This window comes from Paenibacillus sp. 1001270B_150601_E10, assembly GCF_015558675.1.
Lineage (GTDB): Bacteria > Bacillota > Bacilli > Paenibacillales > Paenibacillaceae > Paenibacillus_B.
Genome location: NZ_JADMOL010000009.1, coordinates 129060 through 152656 on the forward strand (window position 1 = coordinate 129060; position 23597 = coordinate 152656).

Annotated in this window: 21 protein-coding genes and 1 pseudogene; 16 read left to right on the forward strand and 6 right to left on the reverse strand. The window is 48.1% G+C overall.

Features of this window, described 5'->3' with window-relative positions:
- Window positions 1-4: 4 nt before the first annotated feature.
- Both I2H74_RS18975 and I2H74_RS18980 read left to right on the forward strand, forming a co-directional pair.
- The gene (locus I2H74_RS18975) at window positions 5-451 is read left to right on the forward strand and encodes a chemotaxis protein CheX (protein ID WP_195575809.1); all 447 of its coding nucleotides are present in this window, start codon (window positions 5-7) and stop codon (window positions 449-451) included.
- A gap of 17 nt (window positions 452-468) precedes the next feature.
- On the forward strand, window positions 469-1245 hold the full coding sequence (locus I2H74_RS18980; protein WP_195575810.1) for an SDR family NAD(P)-dependent oxidoreductase: 777 nt from the start codon (window positions 469-471) through the stop codon (window positions 1243-1245).
- 228 nt (window positions 1246-1473) lie between these two features.
- On the opposite strand, the gene I2H74_RS18985 is transcribed toward I2H74_RS18980, so the two are convergent.
- Window positions 1474-1740: a DUF2573 family protein gene (locus I2H74_RS18985; protein ID WP_195575811.1), complete on the reverse strand. Its 267-nt coding sequence runs from the start codon at window positions 1738-1740 to the stop codon at window positions 1474-1476.
- 168 nt (window positions 1741-1908) lie between these two features.
- Between I2H74_RS18985 and I2H74_RS18990 the strand changes: the two genes are divergently transcribed.
- The 5 genes from I2H74_RS18990 (at window position 1909) to I2H74_RS19010 (ending at window position 8471) form a co-directional block, all read left to right on the forward strand.
- Window positions 1909-3198 carry a DEAD/DEAH box helicase gene (locus tag I2H74_RS18990; protein ID WP_195575812.1) on the forward strand — a complete coding sequence of 430 codons (1290 nt, stop codon included), beginning with the start codon at window positions 1909-1911 and terminating at the stop codon, window positions 3196-3198.
- A 79-nt stretch (window positions 3199-3277) separates the two neighbouring features.
- The gene (locus I2H74_RS18995; RefSeq protein ID WP_195575813.1) at window positions 3278-4426 is read left to right on the forward strand and encodes an AI-2E family transporter; all 1149 of its coding nucleotides are present in this window, start codon (window positions 3278-3280) and stop codon (window positions 4424-4426) included.
- Window positions 4427-4751: 325 nt separating this feature from the next.
- The gene (locus I2H74_RS19000) at window positions 4752-6227 is read left to right on the forward strand and encodes an ABC transporter substrate-binding protein (RefSeq protein ID WP_195575814.1); all 1476 of its coding nucleotides are present in this window, start codon (window positions 4752-4754) and stop codon (window positions 6225-6227) included.
- Window positions 6228-6411: 184 nt separating this feature from the next.
- Window positions 6412-7203, forward strand: coding sequence for an ABC transporter ATP-binding protein (locus I2H74_RS19005; RefSeq protein ID WP_195575815.1), 792 nt, complete (start codon window positions 6412-6414; stop codon window positions 7201-7203).
- Window positions 7191-8471, forward strand: a complete 1281-nt coding sequence (locus I2H74_RS19010; RefSeq protein ID WP_195575816.1) for an ABC transporter permease — start codon at window positions 7191-7193, stop codon at window positions 8469-8471. The genes I2H74_RS19005 and I2H74_RS19010 overlap by 13 nt, the downstream gene beginning before the upstream one ends.
- 253 nt (window positions 8472-8724) lie before the next feature.
- Here I2H74_RS19010 and I2H74_RS19015 read toward each other — a convergent pair whose 3' ends face one another.
- Both I2H74_RS19015 and I2H74_RS19020 read right to left on the reverse strand, forming a co-directional pair.
- Window positions 8725-10020 carry an aminotransferase class I/II-fold pyridoxal phosphate-dependent enzyme gene (locus I2H74_RS19015; RefSeq protein ID WP_195575841.1) on the reverse strand — a complete coding sequence of 432 codons (1296 nt, stop codon included), beginning with the start codon at window positions 10018-10020 and terminating at the stop codon, window positions 8725-8727.
- A 272-nt stretch (window positions 10021-10292) separates the two neighbouring features.
- Window positions 10293-10937, reverse strand: coding sequence for a pyridoxamine 5'-phosphate oxidase family protein (locus tag I2H74_RS19020; RefSeq protein ID WP_195575817.1), 645 nt, complete (start codon window positions 10935-10937; stop codon window positions 10293-10295).
- 136 nt (window positions 10938-11073) lie between these two features.
- Here I2H74_RS19020 and I2H74_RS19025 point away from each other — a divergent pair, with 136 nt between their 5' ends.
- The 3 genes from I2H74_RS19025 to I2H74_RS19035 all read left to right on the forward strand — a co-directional run bounded on the left by I2H74_RS19025 (window position 11074) and on the right by I2H74_RS19035 (window position 13864).
- On the forward strand, window positions 11074-12603 hold the full coding sequence (locus I2H74_RS19025; protein WP_195575818.1) for a PLP-dependent aminotransferase family protein: 1530 nt from the start codon (window positions 11074-11076) through the stop codon (window positions 12601-12603).
- Between the two features lie 86 nt (window positions 12604-12689).
- Window positions 12690-13475: an AraC family transcriptional regulator gene (locus tag I2H74_RS19030; protein WP_195575819.1), complete on the forward strand. Its 786-nt coding sequence runs from the start codon at window positions 12690-12692 to the stop codon at window positions 13473-13475.
- 29 nt (window positions 13476-13504) lie between these two features.
- On the forward strand, window positions 13505-13864 hold the full coding sequence (locus I2H74_RS19035) for a DoxX family protein (RefSeq protein WP_195575820.1): 360 nt from the start codon (window positions 13505-13507) through the stop codon (window positions 13862-13864).
- A gap of 188 nt (window positions 13865-14052) precedes the next feature.
- Here the strand turns inward: I2H74_RS19035 and I2H74_RS19040 are convergent, their stop codons facing one another.
- Window positions 14053-16377: a hypothetical protein gene (locus tag I2H74_RS19040; protein ID WP_195575821.1), complete on the reverse strand. Its 2325-nt coding sequence runs from the start codon at window positions 16375-16377 to the stop codon at window positions 14053-14055.
- A 1128-nt stretch (window positions 16378-17505) separates the two neighbouring features.
- On the opposite strand from I2H74_RS19040, the pseudogene I2H74_RS19045 reads away from it, so the two are divergent.
- From I2H74_RS19045 to trpB, 5 genes and pseudogenes are all read left to right on the forward strand, one after another.
- Window positions 17506-17652 (forward strand): annotated as a pseudogene (locus I2H74_RS19045) (MerR family transcriptional regulator); the annotation flags it as partial.
- A 96-nt stretch (window positions 17653-17748) separates the two neighbouring features.
- Window positions 17749-18273 (forward strand): GNAT family N-acetyltransferase, encoded by a 525-nt coding sequence (locus tag I2H74_RS19050; protein WP_195575822.1) that lies wholly within the window; start codon window positions 17749-17751, stop codon window positions 18271-18273.
- Window positions 18274-18344: 71 nt separating this feature from the next.
- Window positions 18345-18785 (forward strand): GNAT family N-acetyltransferase, encoded by a 441-nt coding sequence (locus I2H74_RS19055; protein ID WP_195575823.1) that lies wholly within the window; start codon window positions 18345-18347, stop codon window positions 18783-18785.
- A gap of 95 nt (window positions 18786-18880) precedes the next feature.
- The gene (locus I2H74_RS19060) at window positions 18881-19201 is read left to right on the forward strand and encodes a hypothetical protein (protein ID WP_195575824.1); all 321 of its coding nucleotides are present in this window, start codon (window positions 18881-18883) and stop codon (window positions 19199-19201) included.
- Between the two features lie 143 nt (window positions 19202-19344).
- A complete protein-coding gene (gene trpB, locus I2H74_RS19065; RefSeq protein WP_195575825.1) occupies window positions 19345-20502 on the forward strand; it encodes a tryptophan synthase subunit beta in 1158 nt (385 codons plus the stop codon).
- A gap of 174 nt (window positions 20503-20676) precedes the next feature.
- On the opposite strand, the gene asd is transcribed toward trpB, so the two are convergent.
- Together asd and I2H74_RS19075 are read right to left on the reverse strand one after the other, a co-directional pair.
- Window positions 20677-21489 (reverse strand): archaetidylserine decarboxylase, encoded by an 813-nt coding sequence (asd, locus tag I2H74_RS19070; protein ID WP_195575826.1) that lies wholly within the window; start codon window positions 21487-21489, stop codon window positions 20677-20679.
- A gap of 152 nt (window positions 21490-21641) precedes the next feature.
- On the reverse strand, window positions 21642-22745 hold the full coding sequence (locus tag I2H74_RS19075; protein WP_195575827.1) for a YheC/YheD family protein: 1104 nt from the start codon (window positions 22743-22745) through the stop codon (window positions 21642-21644).
- A gap of 141 nt (window positions 22746-22886) precedes the next feature.
- On the opposite strand from I2H74_RS19075, the gene I2H74_RS19080 reads away from it, so the two are divergent.
- Window positions 22887-23597 (forward strand): glycosyltransferase family 4 protein (locus tag I2H74_RS19080; protein WP_195575828.1); only part of this gene is annotated, 711 nt, incomplete at its 3' end.

A 23597-nucleotide genomic window follows, 5' to 3' on the forward strand; every position in this document is an offset into this window, starting at 1 on the left:
ATATATGGAAGCTGAATGGATGAACCCATTTCTTCATTCTGCTTGTTCGGTTATTGAACAGGTCGTACAGGTTCGCCCTGAGCGCGGTGAGATGGAGATGGCCGTATGGAGCGGAGATCATGATCTTCTAGTGAAGATCGGACTTACTGGTCAATTGTCGTTCGAAATAGCGTTTGGTTTAAGTGAGGAAGTCGCGGTGAAGATGGCATCTGCCATGATGGGAGGCTACCCTCTTGAGTCTTTGGACATGATGGGGGAGAGTGCAATCTCAGAGCTAAGCAATATGATTAGCGGCAATGCATCCACCTTGTTATATAATCAAGGCATCATCGTAGATATTACACCTCCGTTGCTATTAAGAAGCGAAGCGTTGGGTCAAGCGAGCGTGATGACCGTTCCACTGCACCTCGAACATATCGGTCGGTTCGATGTCTTGATGCGAGTCGGCTAGAAAGGCAGAGCGTGACAATGAGCTTACGGAATAAAGTCGTATGGATTACAGGCGCCTCAAGTGGTATTGGCGCATTGACGGCAAAGTACATATCAGAGGCTGGTGGGATTCCCATTCTAGCTGCACGGTCGGAAGCCAAGCTTCGAGAAGCAGCACAAGGCATCACGGGACCCCATGAATGCGTGGTGCTCGATGTTACCGATAATGAGCAGATCCATATGGTTCTAGAAGGCATTCTAGAGCGGCATGGACGAGTGGATGTGCTCATTAACAATGCGGGCTTCGGGTTGTTCAAGACCGCGATGGATCTAACTCTTCAGGAATTCGAAGAGATGATGGATGTCAATTATATGGGAGTTGTGCGCTGCACGAAGGCGGTTCTGCCTTCTATGCTTGCTCGCGGCGAAGGGCATATCGTCAATATCGCCTCTATTGCGGGCAAGATCGGGACACCGAAGTCAACCGCGTACTCGGCATCCAAGCATGCGGTGCTCGGCTTTACGAATTCTCTTCGCATGGAGCTCGCTCAATCGGGCGTGACGATTTCTGCGATCAACCCAGGACCGATCGATACGCCCTTTTTTGACAAGGCGGACCCTTCAGGCCAGTATGTAAATAATGTTCGATGGTTTATCATGCCTCCAGAGCGTGTGGCAAAGAAGATAGTATCCGTGATCGAAAAAGGCCGGACGGAGGCTGATCTTCCAGGATTGGCTTCGTTTGGCGTGAAGCTGATGCAGCTGTTCCCGCGTCTATCAAGCGGGGTTGCTGCTAAGGTACTGAATAAGAAGTAAAAGGTTACCAATATAAAGGTCCGCAGCTAAAGTTTGTGAAGCATGGATCACCAAGCAGCCAGTATACGCTGCTTGATCCTGTTCCTTCTTAGCTGCGGACCTTTTGTCGATAGTAAAGGCATTGGACGTTCGTTGGTACACATGGACAGAATAAACAGAAGGCGAAGTATTGGCTTTAATCTTCGTTCCTCTCAATATCATGCTCTGTCCTATCTCGACCTTGATGCTCTACTCCTGCTTTCCAGCCTGACGGAGAACTTCGTTTAGGGATTTGACTTCCTCGAAGATGCCCCTCATCGCAGCCTTTGCTTCAGGATGGCTGTCGTGCCAGTGACGAATGAGGTTAGGCATCGTTTTATGGATATGATTAAACATCGCCCATTTTTTGATCATTTCAATGCTCTCCGGGTCGTCCTTTCCTATTAGTAACTCGGTATATTTTTGAAGCAAGCCGTCAAATGCGGTTTCTGCTTGTGCATCCCATGATTGACTCATGATGAATTCCTCCTTCATATGGTTTTGCAAAAGCTCATCTTAAAAGGGTGCAAGATGAGCTATACTAAGGTTAGCATATCCTTCCATGATAAGAAAGTTGGAGGATCGGACCTGTTTTCGTTATAATGAAGCATAGAAATATTACGGCATCGCGATTAGAGAGGAACGATGGATTTGACATTAACATTTTCAGAATTACACATACGCGAGGATTATGTAGCGCGCTTAAATACGCGTGAGATTACTACAGCCTCCCCGGTTCAAGCAGAAGCGATACCTGCGGCACTGGACGGCAGAGATGTCCTCGCTCAATCCCAGACGGGAACCGGCAAGACATTAGCTTATTTATTGCCCGTACTTATGAAGCTTCGTCCTGAAGAGAAGCGCACGCAGGCTGTTGTGGTTGCGCCGACTCAGGAGCTTGCCATGCAGATTGTACGCGAGGCGGAATTCCTCGTGGAATCAACAGACATTCGTGTTCTGCCACTGATCGGGGGAGCAGCTCTTCATCGTCAGGTGGACAAGCTGAAGCTTCGTCCAGAGCTGGTCGTTGGTACGCCTGGGCGCATTCGTGAGCTTGTAGAGATGAAGAAGCTAAAGATTCATGAGGTTAGCATAATCGTGATCGATGAAGTGGATCATGTGCTTCAGCAGGGCGGCGGAGCGGACATGGACATCGTGTTGAACCGAGCGCCGAGAGATCGTCAGCTGCTGTTCTTCTCCGCGACGGTTCCCGATGAGGTGCGTGGACTAGCGGACAAATGGATGCAGGATCCGGTATACATCGGGATTGATCCGGATAAGCGTGTCGCGGATACCATCGTTCACTCCTTCTTTGTGACGGAGGAGCGGGAGAAGATCGACATGCTTCGCAAGCTCGTGCGCCACTGGGAGCCAAAGCGCGCGCTTGTGTTTGTGAATGACTCGAGCATGATTGGAGAATGGGAAGCAAAGCTTCGCTTTGCCAAGATGTCCGTAGCTTCCTTGTATGGAGATGCACCTAAGCAGGAGCGTGTGCGCGTGCTTCGCCAGTTCCGTGAAGGGGAGTTCCAATTGCTGCTTGCGACAGATGTGGCGGCAAGGGGCCTTGATATTCCGGAGCTGCCATTTGTATTCAGCCTGCAGCCAGCAATCGATGCCGAGCATTATGTGCATCGAGCAGGTCGAACAGGTCGAATGGGTCGCAAGGGGGTATCCGTCAACCTGATCACGGAGAAGGAGCGCTTTATTATGCGCAAATTCCAAAAGCAATTGAACATTGTGATGCATGAGCAGGTGTTTAACAATGGTCATGTTCAACCGGTAGAACAAATGAAGAAGCCTGCTAAGCCTCAGCCTAAGCGCAATGCTGCAGTAAAGAGTGTTGACAACAAGAAAAGCGATCGTCACCGTGATCGCAAGAACAAGGGTGCGCCAAAATGGTTGAAGGAGAAGCGCGGCTCGTCTCCGTCTAAATAATCGCACGAAAGCTATGCATGCTAGCTTCATTGTTGGTGTTGGAACAAAACATATGAAGAATAGACAAGGAGCTTAGATATTGGAAAATAAAAAGAAGCCCTTTGATGATATTAAAAGGTATTTGATTATTGCGACCTATACGGTCGTCCTGTATTTATTATTAACGAACCTGAATACAGTGAAAAATTTTATTTTAGAACTATCAGGCTTATTGAATCCTGTTCTGCTGGGGATTGCGATCGCTTATGTGCTTAACATCTTGATGAAGCTCTATGAGGAGCGTATCTTTGCTCCTCTTAATCGACGCAATTATCCCGTGTGGAACCGATTTAGACGTCCTGTATCACTGATGCTAACCTACATTACGACCTTTGTTGTCTTTATCCTGTTAGCCTGGTTTATTCTGCCGCAGCTGTTCGAGAGCTTGTCCATGCTGATGAACAGTATTCCAAGCTCGATGGAATCCGTGAAGGTCTGGATTGAAGGCTTGATTAAGCAAGTGCCGTTGGAGAGCGAGGCATTGGAGCGCATCGCATTCAACTGGAATGAAATCATGCAGAAGGTCGGAGAATGGATGGTTAATATCATTCCTTACGTCTTGACCTTTACCAAGAACTTCACGTCGAGCTTTATCAATGTCATTATGGGCCTGATGCTGTCCGCATACTTGCTGCTTAGCAAAGAGAATATTATTCGCAGCTGCAAGAAGCTTCTGTATGCATTTCTTCCTAAGGAAAAGGCAGACAAGACTGTTGAGGTCAGCACCATCACGAATAAGGCGTTCAGCGGTTTTATTGCAGGGCAATTGACTGAGGCATTGATCCTTGGATGCTTGTGCTTCATCGGCATGACGCTGTTCTCATTCCCTTATGCGCTGCTCATTAGTGTTATTGTGGGCGTAACAAGCGTGATTCCAATCTTTGGGGCCTATATTGGTACGATTCCAAGCGCATTTATTATTCTCATGATCGACCCGCCCAAAGCGTTCTGGTTCATCATCTTTATCCTGGTTCTTCAGCAAATTGAAGGCAATCTGATCTACCCGAAGGTTGTCGGCAACTCGATCGGCTTGTCAGGGGTATGGGTATTGATGGCGCTGCTCATCGGCGGCAGCCTGTTTGGATTAATGGGCATGCTGCTCGGTATTCCGGCATTTGCCGTGCTTTATACGCTTCTGCGTACGATCACGAATAAGAGACTGAAGCAGCGAAAGATTCATATCGAGTAGCGGCGGTCAACTGGGAATACACCTATCATTAAGCATATTGGTATTATTAAATAACGTGAATATAAGGGCATAGATTTCGAAAGTATCAGCTGTTTCCGTCAGCATTTTGATTAGAGGGTGAACTTTGATCATAAGGAACGGTTGCTTGAAGAGATCTTTGCCCTTATTCATTGGCAGTAGAATTGCTCTCCGCTTATTGCTTGCATGCTGTACGTAGAAAAGGGTTCACAACCCTTCATATCAACCGTTTACAGTTTTGTCATTTGTCATCATGAACATATACCCTTATACTCATTTGTATATATTTGTATAAGGGGGTATTATTTTGTCATCGCGTTACTCGAAGAAATGGTCAGTCACCTTGTGTTGTGTGCTTTTAATGATGACGGCGTTGCTCCAAGCATGCTCAGGAGAGAAGGAAGTGCTCCCAGAGCTGCCTAAGGACGGGACAGGCACACTTCGTGTCATGTACTATGACGAGGATCAATTCTATCGCCAATATGGCGCTTATTTTGCGATTGAGTATCCGGATATTGCGATCGAAGTCGTCAGCACAAATGATATGTATTCGAATGAAGAGTTTCAGAAGGATCCTCAGAAGGCGATGCTTGACTTTGTGAATAAAGAAAAGCCGGATGTCCTGATGCTGGATCAGGAGAATCTTAAAAAATTCGCAGAGGAAGGGATCTTGTATAATTTAGATCCGATCATTCAGCAGGAGCAATATAAGCTGGACGATATGCTTCCTGGCCTTGTCGAATCGCTTCGCGAGATGGGCAACGGCAATCTGTACGGACTTTCTCCTACATATAGTGCACAAGCGATCTACTACAACGCAGATCTCTTCAAGCAGCACAATATCGAGCCTCCGACTCACAAGATGTCTTGGGAGGAGGTCTTGAACCTTGCGGCTCGGTTCAATCAGATCGGATCGGGCGAGGATCAAGTATACGGTCTTTACAGCCAGTATGCGGATGCATCGCAGTATCTCATGAATGTCGTGAATACGATGCAGCTTCGTCCGGTTGATGCAAGCGGCAAGCAGGTGGTTATGAATTCCGATGGATGGAAGCAGGCCTTCAAGCTGGTTGCGGACAACATTCGCAATAAAACGATTTATACGATTCAGCGTCCAGAGAACGGCGTTATGGAAGGCAATAATGATATGTTCGCGAAAGGCAAAGCAGCCATGGTGTTGGAGTACTCTTGGTATGCGAATCAGATTGACAATCAATTCAAGTATGATAAAGAGCTGAAAAAGTTTGACTGGCAGATGGTGACGGTCCCGGTTAACCCCGCGACTCCAGATCAATCACCATCCGTTAGTTTCTATAATATTATGGGTATTCATCAGGAAGCGGCAAACAAGCGGGAAGCATGGGAACTTATTAAATTTATTAACAGTGATAAGATTGCTAAAATCAATTCCAAGATGTCGTATGGAGAGCTTCCAACGCGCGTTTCCTTTGTGAAGGAACTGTCTGGCAAGAATGCTGAGGCATTTACATTGCTTGCTCCATCTGCCACACAGAACATGTTCTACAACCTGTATTCGAACAAGGATATCCCTGAAGACTTCTATATGACGATGAGCACAGGGCTTAATGATACGCTTGATGCGATTGTGAAGGACACGAAGTCTGTAGATGAAGCAGTACAAGAGCTCCAACAAAAGCTGCAAACAGCTTTGGATGAAGGCAAGCGCAAGAAGGCTGAAGAGAAGGCAGGCGGAGCTGAGGGAGCAACAGAAGGAACAAGTGAAGGTTCCACGACGGAGCAAAGCGGCACTACGACACCTTAGGTTCTTGAGCATTTAGTAATTGTATTCTGCTAAATGAAGTTATACGATTCATGAAGTTGATTGATAAGACAAGCTGCCACACAAATCGTGGCAGCTTGTTTGCATGTTGTTCGAGGGGGTGGATGTGTTCCGTTCGCATCTCTCTTCTTAAGCCGATATAATAGAAGCAGAGGTGAACGTTTACATGAATCCACTATTGGAAGTCAATCAATTAACAGGTGGCTACAGCATTGGCAGACCGGTGCTGCATGATATCAGCTTTACCCTGGAGCCTGGAGAAATGGTCGGACTTATTGGCCTTAATGGTGCGGGAAAGAGCACCACGATGAAGCATATATTAGGACTCTTAGAGCCTCAGGCCGGGCAAGTTCGCATAGGAGGAAAAACGCTGGTTCAGGAGCCAGAGCAATATCGGGCAAGCATGGCATATGTGCCTGAATCTCCTATTCTGTATGATGCGTTAACAGTAAGAGAGCATTTAATTTGGTCGGCAAGTGCTTATAGTATTGAAGAGTCTGTATTTAAAGAGAGGCTTGAGCACCTTGCGAAGCTGTTTCATATGACGCCTCATTTGGATAAAGCAGCGCAGCACTTATCAAAGGGCATGCGTCAAAAGACGATGCTAATGAGCGCGTTTGCGGTGAGACCGCCGCTATATGTGATTGATGAACCGTTTCTTGGTCTTGATCCGCTTGGAATTCGCTCGCTATTAACCTTTATGAAGCGAATGAAGGGGGAAGGGGCTTCCCTGCTTGTGAGCTCACATATTCTGTCTACGATTGAAGATTACTGCGACCGATTTGTGCTGCTCCATCAAGGGCGTGTTCTTGCTTCGGGCACAGCAGATGAACTGCGTGAACAGCTTGCTGCCCGTGGAGGAAGTGCTGCCAAGAGCGAGCGGCTTGAGGATGTGTTCTATGCTTGGGTTGGGGCTAATGATGAAGAAGACGGTGGGGACCTGCTATGGCGCGATTAGATAGAAAGGTTCGCGCTCCGAAATTTCAGGCAGGACTGTTGTCCAATACGGAACAGCTCTGGCGCTACCGAGTGAATGAATTCTGGAGCGAGGTTATCCCGTATCTTGGTTATGTCATTCAGAGCGGCCTTGGATTTGTACTGGCCTTTGCTTTTATAGGGGGCACGGCGCTCTACGCATCCTTTCTGGATCACATTCCGCCTGGCTTCCCTGTACGTGAACTGGGCTGGATCTTGCTGTCCCCTAGCGTTGCGTATATGACTTATCGTACCTTTTTGCAGTCTGCGGATCTCGGCTATTTGCTTCGAATCGAGCATCGCATGAATGGCTACATAAAGCGGAGCATTCGCTACAGCCTTACACCAAGACTTAGCCTGCTTCTCGTGCTGTGTCTCGTGTACTGGCCGCTCTATTCAAGAGCGGATCAGGCTCCAAAGCCATTGTTGCTCCTCTTGCTTGCCTTTGCGCTAATGAAGCTCGTAACGGCCTATGGTGCGTGGGGAGAGCGTCATATGCATGATTCCAGGCTGAAGCTGATCGCTCGACTTATTCGGTACATATGGTCTTGGGGAGCTGTTGCCTGCTGGCTCTGGCTCGATATTGGAACTGCCGGCCTTGTAACAGGAGTAAGCGGACTCCTTTATATGGCTGTTGTGTGGAAGATGCCGAAGCTTCGCTTCCCTTGGGAGGAGCATAATGCTCTGGAACAAGTACATCGCAATCGCATCTTTACCTTTCTAAGCGGCTTTGTGGACCTGCCAACGATGAATGAGCGCCGCTTTAGTCGTCCATGGCTGAATGGGCTCGGGAATCGGTATGCCTTTCAGAAGCCATACGCCTATCGGTATTTGCTGACCAAGACCTTTGTTCGCAGTGAACTGCTTGGGATTCTTGTGCGTCTTATGGTGATTGGCGTTATTCTATTATGGTGGACAAAACATTCGGTATGGAGCGCGCTTCTGCTGCTCTTCTTCCTGCTTGCGATTCATGCCCAATCCAAGGCGATCCTTCAGCTGCATCGTCATGATGTATGGCTGAAGCTGTATCCCGTGACTAGAGAGGAGCGCTCCTCTGCAGTCCTTGCGCTGACACGCCAGGTGCTGGGGATTAGTGTGGTTCTGCTCATGCTTCCGTTATGGTGGGGGAGCACAGACCTCCGTTTTAAAGGAAGCGTGCTGCTCGGTGCTGTGCTTGCAGGACTATTCTTCTATTGGAGAAGAAAGAGCACCCTGCAGCGAATCGCATTGAATGAGGAAGAGGAAGAATGATGAGCAGGTGAAGCACACCAGCCTCGAATGAAGGTGTTTATTCATGGAAAGATCAATATTGCCGCCCACATGAAAAAAGACGCTTTCCATCTCCACTGCATCGTGGAAACGGAAGGCGTCTTTTGTTTGCTATACAAAAAGTGAATTCTCGTAGATACGAACTCATCATCCGTATTGGCGCAAAAAATACTCTATAGTCATGGTTGTCGTCGTTGCTCTTGAAGGTGTTTAACATCGAAGATTTCCTACAGGATTAAGCTTTAAGGTCCAATACCCCTTTGTAGATTGTATCGAACAATTCCTCTAGATCCTCTTCCGCAATACAGGAGAAGGCGACTCGAAGATCTGTTTCTCCAAGCGCAATCGTACCAATTCCGTACTGCTCAAGCAAATGGGTGCGAAGCGTTTCGGCATGCACATCATTCAGCTTCAAGCACATAAAGTAGCCAGAATTGAAGGGATAGTAGCTCCATACGTCTCCGTATTTGCCGCTGTCGAGCAAGGACTTCACCTTGTTCGCACGGCCTTTCATGATCGTGAATTTCTCCTGCTTTTGCTGCTCAAATTCAGGAGATTTCAGCGCATGTACGACGAAGGTCTGAGATGGATGCGGACCGCTTGAGATGGTAGCGCGTATAATGCCTATCGTCTTCTGCTCTAGAGCGGCTAACAACGCCTTGGAAGGGGAGGAATACGTAATGAATCCTACACGGAAGCCCCAAACATATTCTTCCTTCGTCGCGCCGTCGACTTTGACAGCCAAAATATTCGGATGGATGGAAGCCAGGGAGCCAAACAACGACTCATGGATGGAATCCTCGAAGAATAAGCCGAAGTATGCATCATCCGTAACCGCTACGATCTTCATGCCTGCTTCTGCAGCCTCTGTGAGAACTTGAACAATCTCACTGCACTCTTCGCGTCCTGGCGTATAGCCTGTAGGGTTGTTTGGGAAGTTCAGCACGACAATCGCTTTGCCTTTTGGCTGCTGCTCGAGAAGCGCTTGACGCAGTCCTTCGCTATTGAATTTCCAATCTTCATTGTAGAGTGGATAGTAGACCATTTCAGCTCCACGGCGGATATTAAAGGTCAGCTCGTAGTTCTCCCAATTCTTATCCGGCATGATGACAGGGTCACCTGCCTCAGCAAAGAGGTCTGCAACAATGCTAAGCCCGTGAGTCAGTGCATTGGTTACAATTGGATTGCTGATGGCTTTGCCTTCTAATGACGGATTCTCCTTCAGCATCTTCTCCTGCCACAGCTTGCGAAGCTCAGGCTTGCCGGCAGGCGGCGCATAAGGGTAAATGTCCTTAGGATCAAAAGCGGATAATGAATCTTGAATGACGGATAAGTGCATTGGAGCGCCACCTTCTGTGGCAATTCCAATCGTTGCATTGAATTTCTTTGCTTTGCTAGAGGCTTCAGCGGACTGGCTTAATATGCCTTCCTTCGGAAAATAAATGTCTCGGCCTAGACGTGACAGCATAGCATACACTTGTTCATTCTCTTGACGAATCGTTTCGTTTAATTGGTGAGCGAGTGAGTTCATCTCTAACATCCTTCCAATATCTTTCTTACCATATAGAAAGGGTCCAATATCGGAGCGATAAGGAAGTATAATTCCTTTCTAACGGCGAATAAACGTACCTTGAATGCGGTCACTCTCTTCGAAATACCTCGGTAAGAGGTCATCTTCAAAGCGTTGCCCCTATTATAGCCCATTCCGTGCAGGTTCGTCATCGCTATTTGGCAGGCATTGGTCGAAAATCTGATGAATTTGTCTTCGTTAGAATGACAGATGTATTCCTGATTTGTACAATTTTATTCTTGATCCTGCTGATGAAAAGGACACCGCTTCGGATCCAGCTCTTCCATCCATTGTATTGTTTCAATATCGCCCGGTGCCTGTCTTTCGAGCAGTCCTTGGGTAACGAGATTGCGCTGTTTATCATTTAGATTTTGACCAAATTTGAACTTGGCGGTCAGCTCGTGGATCTTAAGCTTGTATACGATAATAGCGGCCTCCTGCTTCGCATATCCTTTCATCGTCCAGTCAAATGGTGCGTAGCCTCCCTCTGGTTGAAGCTTTTCCATGAAGGCGGTAAAGAACATCGTCTTTTCATTGGAATCGGATACGATCTCCATCTGTCCTCTCGCATGTACAGAACGAAAATAAGTTGTTGCAGGACAAGCGTAAACGGGATCCAAAAACGAAGAAGGAATCATTGCATGTATCTCCGATACGCTAAAGGCTGCATGGCTGCAGGCTTCAAGCTGTCGAACCTTTTCTCCCTTTCTGCTGCTGTGAAAATAAAAGGCTTCCTGCTCGGGAATATATACGAACAAAATAGGAGTGAGTCTTGGAAAGCCATCCTGTCCGATCGTACCTAATACACCGAAGCGCTGTTCCTTTAGAAAGGTATGCATTTGTTCTTGATTATCGATTTGGAATTCAGCTCTTCTCATTACGGTTTGCTCCTTTATTCGAAAAAGATTGGTATCAGTGTAATTCGCAATTGGTTATGCAAAAAGATCCAAAATGCAGTATTATGATTGTACCAGTCAAGCGGAACGTGAACGCGGTAATAAAGGCGGTAGAACGATGAATGGTCTAAGCGGCTATCATACATGGCTTGCCCAAGGGTACGGCAAGGAGGAATCCCTCTACCGATGCCTGCGGCAGAAAATTATAGAAGGAAAGCTTAAACAAGGCGATACGCTCCCATCGACGCGTGAAGCTGCTCGAGAGCTTGCCTTATCAAGAGGAACCGTAATCACGGCCTATGATCGCCTGCGGGCAGAGGGTCTTGCTCAAGCACAGCAAGGCGGCTACACAACGGTAGCTTATTCATTCGAAGCAGAGCCAGTGGGGGAACAAACAGAGCCAATACCGAAGCTATCCCCATTCGGAGATCGGATTCGACAACTGGCTGAACAAGAGGCAGCAGCTAGTAGCTTAAGCCCAAGCAGTTGTGATCTATTGGATCTTTCACCTCATGCTTATACAGGACTAGAGGTATCTGTACATACATGGCAGCGCTGCTTGCGTGAAGCCGTTCGCGAGTTCGATTGGCAGCAAAGCGATAATGACCACAGCAACAACCGCGCTGCTTCATTGGAAGAAGCCATAGAGCTTCATCTTATACGCCATCGCGGTATTCAGACGAAGCGCTCGCATATTCGGGTAACGAGAGGCTCTCAAGAAGCCATCCTGCTGCTTGTTCAAGCGCTAGTTCGTACGGGTGACCATGTTTTAATCGAAACGCCAGGCTACCCAGGAATACGCCATATCGTAGAGGCAGCAGGCGGAATTCCTGAGTATTGCCAAGTGCAGGACGGCAGTTCCCTTCAGGAGCAATTAGAAAGAAGCCGTGCACGATTGATGATCCTAACGCCGAACCGGCAGTTTCCTACGGGTGCAACGATGGAGTGGGAGCAGCGCAGTCAGGTGCTGCGTTGGGCGGAGCAGAACGATGCATTCATAATCGAGGATGATTTCGATAGTGACTTTGGGCTCGGCGGTAAGCGCTATGAGCTTCTTCAGTCCATGGATCGATCAGAACGAGTCCTATATGTGGGTTCCTTCTCCCGCACGATTCATCCCAAGCTGCGATTAGGGTATATGGTGCTGCCCAGTCGCCTTATTCCGATTATGGATGCCATGCTTCGGGTATATCAACGATATGAGATTGTCTCCATTGAACAGCGAGCACTTGCTTTGTTTATATTAAGCGGCTCCTATGAGCGCCACTTGCGGAGAGTGAGTCGGCTGATCAAACAGAGAGCAGCTTTATACAGTCGGCAATTAGCGGAGGCTGTCGGCTCGTTGCTGGAATGGGACACCGATCATATTGGGCTGCATTTGTATGCGACATGGACAGGCTCGATTGCTTCTTATGAATCCTATCGAGAGCGTGCATTAAGCTATGGGGTATGCTGGAAGGAAGGGAAGGGATATGACCTTGGCAGCGAATATGGGCATCCTCCCCCTGTAAGCCGTCCAAGCGTCTTGTTTGGAATTGCACGCCTGGATGAGGAACAGTGGAAGCTCGGTTGTGATCGGCTTCGGATGGCCGCAGCTCATTTTGAAGATCATAGAGCGGTAAGGGACGAAACATCTTGCTATCCATAACAGCATGCACATAGAAGGATAAAGGATCCAATTCATGCTGTGCTTATAGAGCTTGAGATGAATACGGATATAAAGGAGGCCAACTCGTGTTAAAAGCTTCGCCAGATGCTTATGTATGGAAGCCGTTTATTGCAAAAATTACGTGCGAGCCGAATTGGAAATGGCAAAAGCGGGAGAAGCCTATGGCCAATTACGACCTGTTCTATGTCTGGAGCGGGGAAGGGGAGGTCGTGCTGAACGATGTTGCTTACCCTGTCAGCAAGGGCAGCTGCTTTTTGTTTCGGCCAGGAGACCACACCAGTGCAACGCATAACCCTCAGAAGCCGCTGACGCTGACCTATATTCACTTTGATGTGGAAGAGCCTGTCGAGCATGTTCCAGAGCCTTACCGCGTGATCCGTGAAACGGTTGATTTTGAACATTTGCTGTCGCGGTTTGTGCGTTTATATTTGACTAAGCCTTATGGCTACGAGACAGAGCTTCAGCTTGTTCTAAAGCAGCTGATGATCTCGCTCCTTCGCGCTGATCAAGAGGAGCCAGGAGAACGAAGCACGAGTCAGCAGCTTTCCGTCTCCATCTATGAGATAGCAAATTATATTCACCAGAATCCAGGGATTGCGCATCGTATCGAGGATCTAGCTAAGCGGGCTCAGCTGTCGCCGAGGTACTTCTCGGTAAAGTTTAAGGAGATGATCGGTGTGTCGGTGCAGTCCTATATTATTCGCTCGCGCATTGAACGCGCGGAGCATCTGCTGCATCATGCCGGGATGAATGTGACTGAGGTAGCGGATGCGCTTGGCTACCGGGATATTTTCTTTTTCAGCAGACAATTCAAGCAGTATACGGGTCGCAGTCCTTCTGAGATCCGATAGTTGGTTGTACACGGAAAGGGGCTGTAGCTGTGCTGTGGCTAACGGGCATTCTTCAAGTTCTGCTTGGAGCAGGATTTATCGGCTTTGGCGCTACGAAGCTTCTTACGAATACAATGGTGTCCGAGTATAAGCGGTTTGGTTTGCCGATCTGGTTCAAAGGGATAACCGGTTCCATCGAAGGGCTGTGCGGCATTCTATTAATCGTTGGTCTTTGGTACCCGCTGCTTGCGATAATCGGTGCGTTGATTCTAGTCTTCATGATGCTTGGCGCGGTTATCACGCATGCACGTATCCGAGATCCGATATCGAAAATGGCTGTGCCGATTCTGCTATTCGCAGCAGGAGCCGTCATTGTCATTGTCAACTACGGCATGGTCAATATGAGTTGAACCTATGCTACATTTATGGAATTACACGGAATAGGGATCACACTTGTTTGTTCCTGTTTGATTGGTTTGGACTAAAGGGCTCAAGCCTTCATGGTTCATATGGAACTGGAACGATGTGGGGTGAATATGCAAGGCGGCATGTCCATTAGTAGTGGACATGCCGCCTTTTTATCCCATAGAGATGGTCGTCACTTATAGATAAGCTGAAGCTCTGCGCCATTCGCAGGATGCATGAAGGCCACAGCGAAAGTTGACGATGAAGCATCCCAGTCACAAGTGCATGGGAGCTCATCCTGATCACGTCTAACGATGACTTTAGCTGGAGGCGCCGCTGCAGAGAAGCGGAGCACGGCACGAACGCCTTCAGGTCCACGGACTTGATAGTGAAGGCCGCCCATTTCGATGTTTTTTGCATCTCCCTCGCTTGTAGGCGACATCTTTGTCACTCGGCCTGCCGCCGCAACTAGTACAGGCTCACTTGCTTCATGAGGATTGACTTCGTTCAGGTCATACAGCAAAGCCTGCTCCCCCGGAGCAACGGTCCATTCCGTTACAGCGGACAGATTGCCGTCGAACAGGTTGACGAAGCGGCCCTGAAGAACGAGCGGCTCTTCGCTTACGCTTTCCTCAAGGACGGCTGCGATTAGGTACGGTCCGCGCTTCGCCACCAAAGCATGGCTCGGCTCAAGCCCTTCGCCTGATCCGTGCTTCCAAGTCCATCCCTCTGCCACATGGCGAACGAGCCGTGCAGCGTCCTCGGCTGAACGGGTAAAGGCGGCTGGCGATTCATGAAGACAGATAACGCCGCCTTTGCCAACGGAGTGGAGCGTACTCTTATTCGCTTCAGAGAGTGCCTTAAGATCAAGGCCTAGCGTCTCAAATAAATGATGAGCAGGACTTTCATATGGAGACTCTCCTTTATTCCACCATTCTCTAACAGAATGATAGGGGTCGCAGCCATCACCTATGTATAGAAGAATGCCTCCGCTCTGTACCCATTGTGCCAAGCCATAATGCAGGTCCATCGTTTCCGGCTTCATATATTCGTAGCTAAGCAGCAGCACTTGATAGGATGTCAAGTAATGCGGAATGCGCCGCACATTGTCCAGCTGGACAGGGCGTACAGGATATCCCTGCTTGAGGAGCGGCATCGCAAGCCCGAAGAAGCCATCCCACGTGATATGCTCCATTTCCGAGGCAAAGCGCGTCTCCTCGTCGACATTCTCCCAATCGAGCGAGAGGTCGAGCCGCTGATACATCGCGGAATCGGCAACGAGCACGCCGATCTCGGGGCGAGATGAATACGAAGCGCGACCAGTTCCAACATGCTGGTGCGGCTTGCCGGAATGGCTTGGCTGCTGGGCGAGTTGCTTCTTTGCTCCATTATGAACATGCGGAGCAGACAGCACCTGTTCCGGCGTGCCAACAATGCCGCCGAGAGGCATCTGCTGAAGCATATGTATCGTACTTAGCAGTATCGTTCCATATGCTTCAGGCAGGGGCTGTTTATCTGTACAGCCTTCCTTCGCATAGGCGCCTTTGTATATCCGATGCGGCCACGGCGTGACCTCGTAATGATTGATATGAGGATGAAGCAGGGAAGCTACGACGGTCTTTTTATAATTGGACTCGTAATCCTCCCAAGTATGGCCAGGATGATCCTCGATCGGGTCATGTAAAAACCACATTCTGCGGTCGCTGCCTCGAACAAGCTCCTGCATGATGCCGTATTCCAAATAAGCCGTTTCAAAAGTACGCTCCTTGCGCTTGCCCTGATAAACATTAGGCACACGGGACGTGCCCGTCCAGACCTGTGCGATATAGCCATCGATGCCATCCAGTTCCATGAGCTTCGACTCCGGGCTTACAATTCGCCACTGGCAGTAGTTTATAAGGCTGTGCGTCGGAATGAAGAAGCGAATTTGCTTCCTGCGAACATGTTTGGCGTATGATTTCACAGCGGTGCTGATTCGATCCAAGGCTTGCGCGTAGAGATGCGCCTTCAGCTTGGAGGCACGATACTGGGCATCAGGTGATTGATGCGGCGGCATCCAAGGCTCCTGATAGAACAGTTCCCATTCTCGTTTGAAGGCTTCCGAATATCCGCCTTCGACCCAAAATTCAGGCTCCTCCATGAAGAAGGCTTCAACGCCTGCGTCAACCGCAGCCATTAAGCGCTTGGTGATATACTCGGAGAACGAAACCGTAGGGACCATATAAGGAACGTCATCGGTCTCGTGTATAAGGCGGGTTCCATTCGCTCTTGTCTGAGCTTCTTCCCAGTGCTCTATGCCATCCACATGGCCGTTCAGATAAGGCTGGTATTCTCCCCACGCCGTTCCGGTCATTAAGCCGACGGTGTAGCCTTCCTCTTTCCATCCTTTGATCCTAGCTTCCATGGTATCATCGATCCCATAGACCATGACCATATCTGTCTGAAGATCGATAGCAGGCTCATAAGCGTGAATTTCTTGAAAGCTTGTCTTTTCGTTCGGTCGCTGTCTTTCTAACATGAGGTTCCCTCCTGCGAATGATGTAAGACAAAGTGATGCTTTTATTGTATCAGAGCATGCTCAATCAACCAAAAAACAAGCATGGCGAGTCGTTGACCTATGCTTGTATGAAAATCTACTTGAATCAAAATCTATCATCTTACAATATGGGATTTACAGAATTTGACATATTATTAGAGCTATTTCAAAATGGATGGGTAAACATTCGGAGGGAGTGTTCGTGATTCATGACTGATCGTAGCCATACTTACGAGATGCCGTCATTATTGCAAGAAGTAATATTGTGGGAACAGACACTCATTCTTGAGGTTCCTTATCTGGAGAGCAGCGTGAACAGTCGAGCTTGCTTCAAATACAATATAGGCATGGCATCATGCCTTTGATCAGTAGTCAATCGCAAACAGAATATATACGGCATCCTTGGTATGAGTAAGATATAGAATATGATGACTTGCAGTTCCTCGAGACGTTTCTCACCAATAGTCCGTTAGAGACGGTCTTATCTTTTGTTAGGGATTATCAGTTCCAAAGAGCAGTTCATGAACCCTACTTACAGCTAACATACGACACTTTAGAGCGATACGGATTGAAGATAGAAGCGAAAAAAATGCAGGATACCATTCATTCCTTCTTGGACCAAGAGAGGAGAGTCTCACAAGTGCTCTCCATTGGTGTGACCGTAGAGGTAGGGGAATGAGAGTATAAAGGGAGGCGGCGGATCGATGGGTGCACGAATTCAAATAGACAGGATAATCATTTTGAGTTTAACAATTATATTAATGGTGTTAATTCTTATTACTTCGCCAATATGGCGGCTTTGCTTACCTGGCCCAGATGTTACGAAGGGGTACTTCCAAGACATCTATTATGTAAGGGTGTCGAATGTAGAGACAGAGGCTGAGGTATTTCATCGATATATGGCGAAGCAGGGATGGTTATTCATAGACTAGCAAGGAAGTCTATACCGTTATGCCAAGGAACAAGAAACTCTAGAGGTCAGGAGTACACAAATTAAAATGTTGGGAAAATAGGACTAGACTAGCCCAACTATAAAACCGCGGCAGCCACGGGATAAGAAAATAAAGTTCTAGACTACCGCGGTTTTATGAAGCAGCGTCTTCCGTTAATGGAGACGAGAAATTGATGGAGAAGTGTTGGGAAGTGAGGAAGCTTCCTTCAGAGGAATCAGGACTATATCCAGTAACAGACGAAGTGTTGAACTTTGTGGAACGCAGTATTGCTTACGCTATAGAAAAAGGGACGAAACCAAGATAAGTGAATGAGGGTCCGTGAATTGACGTTGCGGTTGCGATGCTCTAGAATGTCGATGAACTAACTATAAGTTATGATTGAAATGAGGATCAGTATACAATGGATACAGCGATAATTCGAACAGAGAAGCTTGAAGATCATGATAAGGTGCATGCTCTTCTTGTGGATGCCTTCGAACAACGAGAAGATGAAGCACGGCTCGTCGAACGGATTCGGCGATCGGAAGGCTTTATTCCTTCACTTAGCATTGTAGCAGAACGCGATCAAGATATCGTTGGCCACGTGCTAATCAGTAAAGCAAAGATCATGAATGGTGCTGAAGCGCATGAAGTACTTGCCTTGGCTCCTGTAGCGGTGCATACCGATATGCAGAAACAAGGCATTGGAGCAGCGCTGATTAAGGAAGGTCTAGAGCGCAGCCGCGCACTTGGGTACGATCTCGTATTATTGATCGGTCACCCCACGTATTATCCTCGTTACGGCTTCAAGCCTGCTCGCCAGTTCGGCATTGACCTTAAGCAGTATGAGGTTCCTGAGGAGGTCTTTATGGTCTACGAGCTTGCACCAGGAGAGCTTGGGAAAATCAAAGGCGAGCTTATTTACCCTGCGCCATTTTTCGAATAGGACCTTGGTTTATTTGATACATATAGAAATACGGAATATTACCCACAACAAGAATAGAAAAGAGGTTTGCGATGAATACGATTCATATCAGCCGTATCAAGCAGGAGGATTTGCTGAAGCTTAAGGTACTATATGAAGAATTAATAGAGGAGCCTACCGATCTCACTCAATTAGAGGGACAGTTTATGATTATGGATCAGGACCCGCATTATTTTTTACTAGGCGCTAAAGATAACGATGATTTGGCAGGCTCGGTTATGGGCGTTATTTGTCGAGATTTGATCGGAGACGGCAGGCCGTTTATGGTGATTGAAAATGTGATCGTTTCAAAGCATCATCATCGTAAAGGCGTAGGACAGCTTCTTATGAATGAGCTTGAGCGGATCGCAAATGAGCATCGATGCGGATATATGATTCTAGTGTCCAGCGGACATCGGACTGCAGCCCATCGTTTCTATGAGAATCTGGGATATACAGAGGATGTGCGAGGCTTTCGGAAGATGCTGAAATAATATTTCCCGGGAAACGTTGCCCGTGAACGATTATATGTAAGAGGGTCTCCAAGAAATATATATGATTAACTAGAGTTTGGAGGCATTAGACCCCTATGTATGTGAAAGTGTATCGATATCATGTTCAGCATGATCAGATTGAGAAGTGTCTAGATATTATTAATGAGTCTGACCTTCTGTATAAGCAATTTGTTAATTACACGATGCTGATCCGACGAAGTCACGAGCATCCTTCGCAGCTAACTGAAATTCATCTTTATGAGAGTGAAGAAGATTATGTTGAAGCGATGCGAAAGATGAAGGATGATGCACGCGTCCAATCCCTGTTTGAGCAGTTCCTAAATACGCTGAATCCAGAGGACCCGGAAATTAAGGAAGAAACCTATCAAAAAGGAACGTTTTTTCAAATCGAATAGATGCTTAGGCCCAGCTTGTTATTGCTCGTTCGAAAAGTTATCTAAGGGTTAAGGTTCTCTATGATAAAAAGATAGATTTTAATCCTGTAGTGTAATAAAATGTGTGTTACAATGGGTAATCCTGCCAAAAGGAGTGCTGTAACATGACAACTGGAATTGAAGCTGGGATGTTTGGACAATTTGGAGGAAGCTTTATTCCTCCTGAACTTCAAGGTGTGATGGATCGACTAGCTAACGCATTCCATCACTACAAGAACGACCCTGATTTTAATGAGGAATTCCGCTATTATTTGCGTGAGTTTGTTGGACGCCCGAATCCACTGACATATGCCGGGCATTTGACGGACAAGCTTGGCGGCGCGAAAATTTACTTGAAGCGCGAGGACTTGAACCATACAGGCTCGCACAAAATCAATAATGTGCTAGGGCAAATTCTGCTAGCAAAGCGAATGGGAGCCCACCGCATTATTGCGGAGACAGGTGCTGGGCAGCATGGGGTCGCAACGGCGACAGTGTGCTCCATGTTTGATATGGAGTGCATCGTATATATGGGTGAAAAGGATATCGAGCGTCAGGCGCTTAATGTATTCCGAATGGAGCTTCTTGGGGCAAAAGTAGTCTCGGTATCAAAAGGACAAGGTCGTCTGAAAGATGCAGTGGACGAAGCCCTTGGCGATCTCGTTCAGAATTATCAGAACACGTTCTATCTGCTAGGATCAGCGGTTGGACCTTATCCGTATCCAGAGATGGTCCATCATTTTCAGGCCATTATCAGTGAGGAGTCGAAGCGTCAGATTGTCGCATTAGAAGGCAAGCTTCCAACTGCTGTCATTGCTTGTATTGGCGGCGGCAGCAATGCTATTGGTGCGTTTGCGCATTATATTGATGAACCTTCGGTTCGACTAATCGGAGTTGAACCGGAAGAGGCTGCCACGATGAAGTATGGTGTTCCTGGTGTCATCCAAGGCTTTAAATGCTATGTATTGCTTGATGAGGAAGGCAATCCAGCGCCAACCTATTCCATTGCGGCTGGTCTTGACTATCCGGGAGTAGGGCCTGAGCACAGCGCCATGAAGGAAAACGGACGTGCGGAATATGTAGCGGTTACCAAAGAAGAGGTACTGGAGGCCTTTCAAGTGCTGACGAAGACTGAAGGCATCATTCCAGCGCTAGAGAGCTCTCATGCAGTGGCATACACGCTTAAGCTTGCTCCGCAGCTAAGCAAGGACGATGTCTTGATCATCAATATTTCAGGCAGAGGAGACAAGGATGTCGAGCAGGTTTACGCCATGCTGAGATAAACGTCCATGATCATAGGGGCAAGATGATGATATATGGTTGCGAATTCTATGATCGCAAATCGCTGGTCATATAATCCTTTAATCCAGATTGCTTACACGAAGTGTGTATGTTGGAGAATAAGAAAGGGATGAATCCCATCGTGATGGGGTCCATCCCTTTTGTTCGTATATATGCTAGGCTTTAGACTCAGGAGCAGGCTTGCAATGAAGAAGGCCAAGCGGTTCTCCCATCTTCACCTTATCACCTACGTGAAGCTCTTTGCGCGGATCGAAGGTGTGATTTTCCGTCAATAGCACGACCGTGGAGCCGAATTCAAAGTAAGCAAGCTCCTCGCCCCGCTCATACTGTGGCATTACTTTATCATCCACGTAACGAATGCTGCTTACATTGAGCGCTCCTACCTTCACGACAGAAACCTCTCCATAAGCATGGCGAATATACGTAATTAAACGTTCATTGCGGCTTAATACGCGAGGCATATGCTTAAGGCCAAAATCATTCACCGGATAAACCTTTCCTGGAACATGCTCGCTTTCAACGGTCTGGCCTGATACAGGAGAATGGATCCGATGATAGTCTGTCGGGCTCAAGTAGAGAACCCAATAATACCCGCGTTTGTACTTTTGCAAGTGAGGGGACTGATGAAGCAATTCCTTAAGCGTGTAATCCTGTCCTTTTACATTCAGCAGCAAGCCTTCTTCAATAGGCCCCATGCCAGTAATCAGTGCATCCACTGGGCTGACTAGCAGATCAACTCCATCCGCGATCGTTCTAGCACCAGGCTTCAAGCGCCGCGTAAAGAAGTCATTCAGGCTCATGTACTCGGAGATGTGCTTCTCCGCCTCCTCAATGCGAATGCCGTAGGACTTTGCAAAGGTAGGAATCAGCTTTCTGCTCATGCGCGAATTAGCGAATCTCCCAGTCAATCGGGATACCCACTTGCGCGAAGACAGCTCCGTAAGCAGACGCAGCAGTCGTTTCATCATAATTGTTGATCACCTTAAACGAGAACACGAGAGCGTTCTGTGAATTTATGGATGTCGAAGACGAGTCCATTGGTCTATATTGACACAGAGTGCTCTTTTTTTCAATAACGCCTTTAATAACTGCCTTTGGGTACGAATGGGTGATCAACGAATCAGCCCACGGGATGCTTGCTATTCAGCAAATGAATGCCATATGACATTGGATTCTCATAGGTCATTCTCCAAGTATCGATCAGATGGGCTTCGCGGAAGCTGTAACGTTGATCGCGCCCGTTGCATTCTATAAAGAGGGGGAGGCCTTCTTTAGAAATCCCCATATCAAGTCCGAGATCAGCCATATGCGGCAGCGTGTCGGAAAGCGTTTGAGCAATGCGAAGGGATACCTCCTCTATATGCTGCTTCATTTGTCTATAGGACAGATGAGGGCATGCTGCGGCTGCAATCTGCTCAAACGTATAGACGGTGCCGCCTTGAGCGACATTGGTGACAAACGTGTGCTGAGGGGCGACTTTCCCCACGATGCCGGCTACCTGCCACTGCCCGGTATGATCCCGCTGTACGGATACGCGAAGATCGAAAGGGCGGCCTTCATAAGTAGCCAGCGGAAGTGTCTCTTGAACAAGATAACGCGTGCCGGTGATTCGTTTTATCACAATAGGCGGAAGCGTGTGTTCATGAAAATGCTGGGTGCGCCAGCGTTTGCCGTATTTGCGGCTGACGACTGCATAGCAAGCCTTCCAGCCGTTCTCTGTCCAATCGAGCTTCATGAGGCCTTTGCCGATGCTGCTGTTATCCGGCTTTAGAATCAAGGATGAATGTCTAGACATCATGGAAGTAACAGCGCTTTTGGTTGCAAGGAGCGTTTCAGGCAGATGAGGAAGCAGGGCAGCATCCTTGCTGATGAGATCATGAATGGTCATTTTGCCATAGCGATTGACTTGATTGAAGATCTGAATGCCGCGGTGAACGAGCGACTCGACTTTCTTAAGTGAACGCGTACGGAAAAAAATAGCTCGATTATGGATGACATCAGGAATCGGCATACTCTGCTTTACATAGCGGTGATGCTGACGAACATAAGCAAGTACTCGCATGGATGGAAGATGAACATCCTCAATGCGAAAGAATACAGGGGTAACGCCGTGTCGGCGTGCGGCATCCTCGTAGAATGCGATCGCTTCGTGGCGAGTTCTGCCGCGGGCGAGCCCCTTTAGCATATTTGTATTAAACATAACGCCGATGCGGCTATCGGACATGTTCGTTCCTCCTCTTCGTCTAAGGGCGCCCAAGGCGCCTAAGCAAGCGGCATGTACTGCATCCTATGTATGTCCGCTTGAATGTGTATGGACGAGTGATGAAGACGAAATGTCTAATTTTGTGATGATGAGGTGAAGTGCATGCGGCTTCCCCGTGTGGCAGTGATCACGCCAGGAACGTTTCCCATTCCATCAGGAGCAAGCAGTTCAGTAGAGCGGGTCGTTGAATACGTCGTTGGCTTAGCCAGCGACCGCATCGAAGCGCGTATATATGCGAGGCTTTGGCCGGGGCAGGAGTACTACGGGATGGTACGTGGGGTGCCATGCGAGCGGGTTCGGGGCCCGGGAGGGAGCCGATACATTTTGGGTGTTATCTCTAAGCTGCGCCAGTTCGATCCTGATCTTATTCAGGTGGAGAATCGGCCGCGCTTTGTCTTGACGATCAAGCAGGCGATGCCTGAAAAGACGATTTGGCTGAATCTGCATTCAACCACCTTTATGAGCAGACAGCATATTCCTGCTCGGAAGCTGAGGCAGGCGTTTCGGACCGCAGAGAGGATCTTTGTGAACAGCCGCTACCTGTATCAGCAGGTCGTACAGCGAGCGCCGGATTGTGCGTCAAAGGTCGTTATTAACCCGCTTGGCGTAGATGGGGACCGGTTTAAGACGAGATGGGATGAAGAGGGGGAGCGGCGATACATTGCGGGGAAGCAGATGCAGGGCTGGAGTCATCGCAAAGTCATCTTATATGTAGGGCGATTGATTCCGCTTAAAGGGGTCCATCATCTGCTGCAGCTCATCCCAAAGCTTAAACATGCTCATCCAGACGTCCTGCTCGTCATCGTGGGCAGT

What these genes read in the sequence shown, in the direction of transcription:
- I2H74_RS18975 (WP_195575809.1), top strand. Translation starts at nt 5, where the DNA reads ATGGAAGCTGAATGGATGAACCCATTTCTTCATTCTGCTTGTTCGGTT.
- I2H74_RS18980 (WP_195575810.1), top strand. Translation starts at nt 469, where the DNA reads ATGAGCTTACGGAATAAAGTCGTATGGATTACAGGCGCCTCAAGTGGT.
- I2H74_RS18985 (WP_195575811.1), bottom strand. Translation starts at nt 1,740, where the DNA reads ATGAGTCAATCATGGGATGCACAAGCAGAAACCGCATTTGACGGCTTG.
- I2H74_RS18990 (WP_195575812.1), top strand. Translation starts at nt 1,909, where the DNA reads ATGGATTTGACATTAACATTTTCAGAATTACACATACGCGAGGATTAT.
- I2H74_RS19005 (WP_195575815.1), top strand. Translation starts at nt 6,412, where the DNA reads ATGAATCCACTATTGGAAGTCAATCAATTAACAGGTGGCTACAGCATT.
- I2H74_RS19010 (WP_195575816.1), top strand. Translation starts at nt 7,191, where the DNA reads ATGGCGCGATTAGATAGAAAGGTTCGCGCTCCGAAATTTCAGGCAGGA.
- I2H74_RS19015 (WP_195575841.1), bottom strand. Translation starts at nt 10,020, where the DNA reads ATGAACTCACTCGCTCACCAATTAAACGAAACGATTCGTCAAGAGAAT.
- I2H74_RS19020 (WP_195575817.1), bottom strand. Translation starts at nt 10,937, where the DNA reads ATGAGAAGAGCTGAATTCCAAATCGATAATCAAGAACAAATGCATACC.
- I2H74_RS19025 (WP_195575818.1), top strand. Translation starts at nt 11,074, where the DNA reads ATGAATGGTCTAAGCGGCTATCATACATGGCTTGCCCAAGGGTACGGC.
- I2H74_RS19040 (WP_195575821.1), bottom strand. Translation starts at nt 16,377, where the DNA reads ATGTTAGAAAGACAGCGACCGAACGAAAAGACAAGCTTTCAAGAAATT.
- I2H74_RS19050 (WP_195575822.1), top strand. Translation starts at nt 17,749, where the DNA reads ATGGATACAGCGATAATTCGAACAGAGAAGCTTGAAGATCATGATAAG.
- I2H74_RS19055 (WP_195575823.1), top strand. Translation starts at nt 18,345, where the DNA reads ATGAATACGATTCATATCAGCCGTATCAAGCAGGAGGATTTGCTGAAG.
- I2H74_RS19060 (WP_195575824.1), top strand. Translation starts at nt 18,881, where the DNA reads ATGTATGTGAAAGTGTATCGATATCATGTTCAGCATGATCAGATTGAG.
- trpB (WP_195575825.1), top strand. Translation starts at nt 19,345, where the DNA reads ATGACAACTGGAATTGAAGCTGGGATGTTTGGACAATTTGGAGGAAGC.
- asd (WP_195575826.1), bottom strand. Translation starts at nt 21,489, where the DNA reads ATGATGAAACGACTGCTGCGTCTGCTTACGGAGCTGTCTTCGCGCAAG.
- I2H74_RS19075 (WP_195575827.1), bottom strand. Translation starts at nt 22,745, where the DNA reads ATGTCCGATAGCCGCATCGGCGTTATGTTTAATACAAATATGCTAAAG.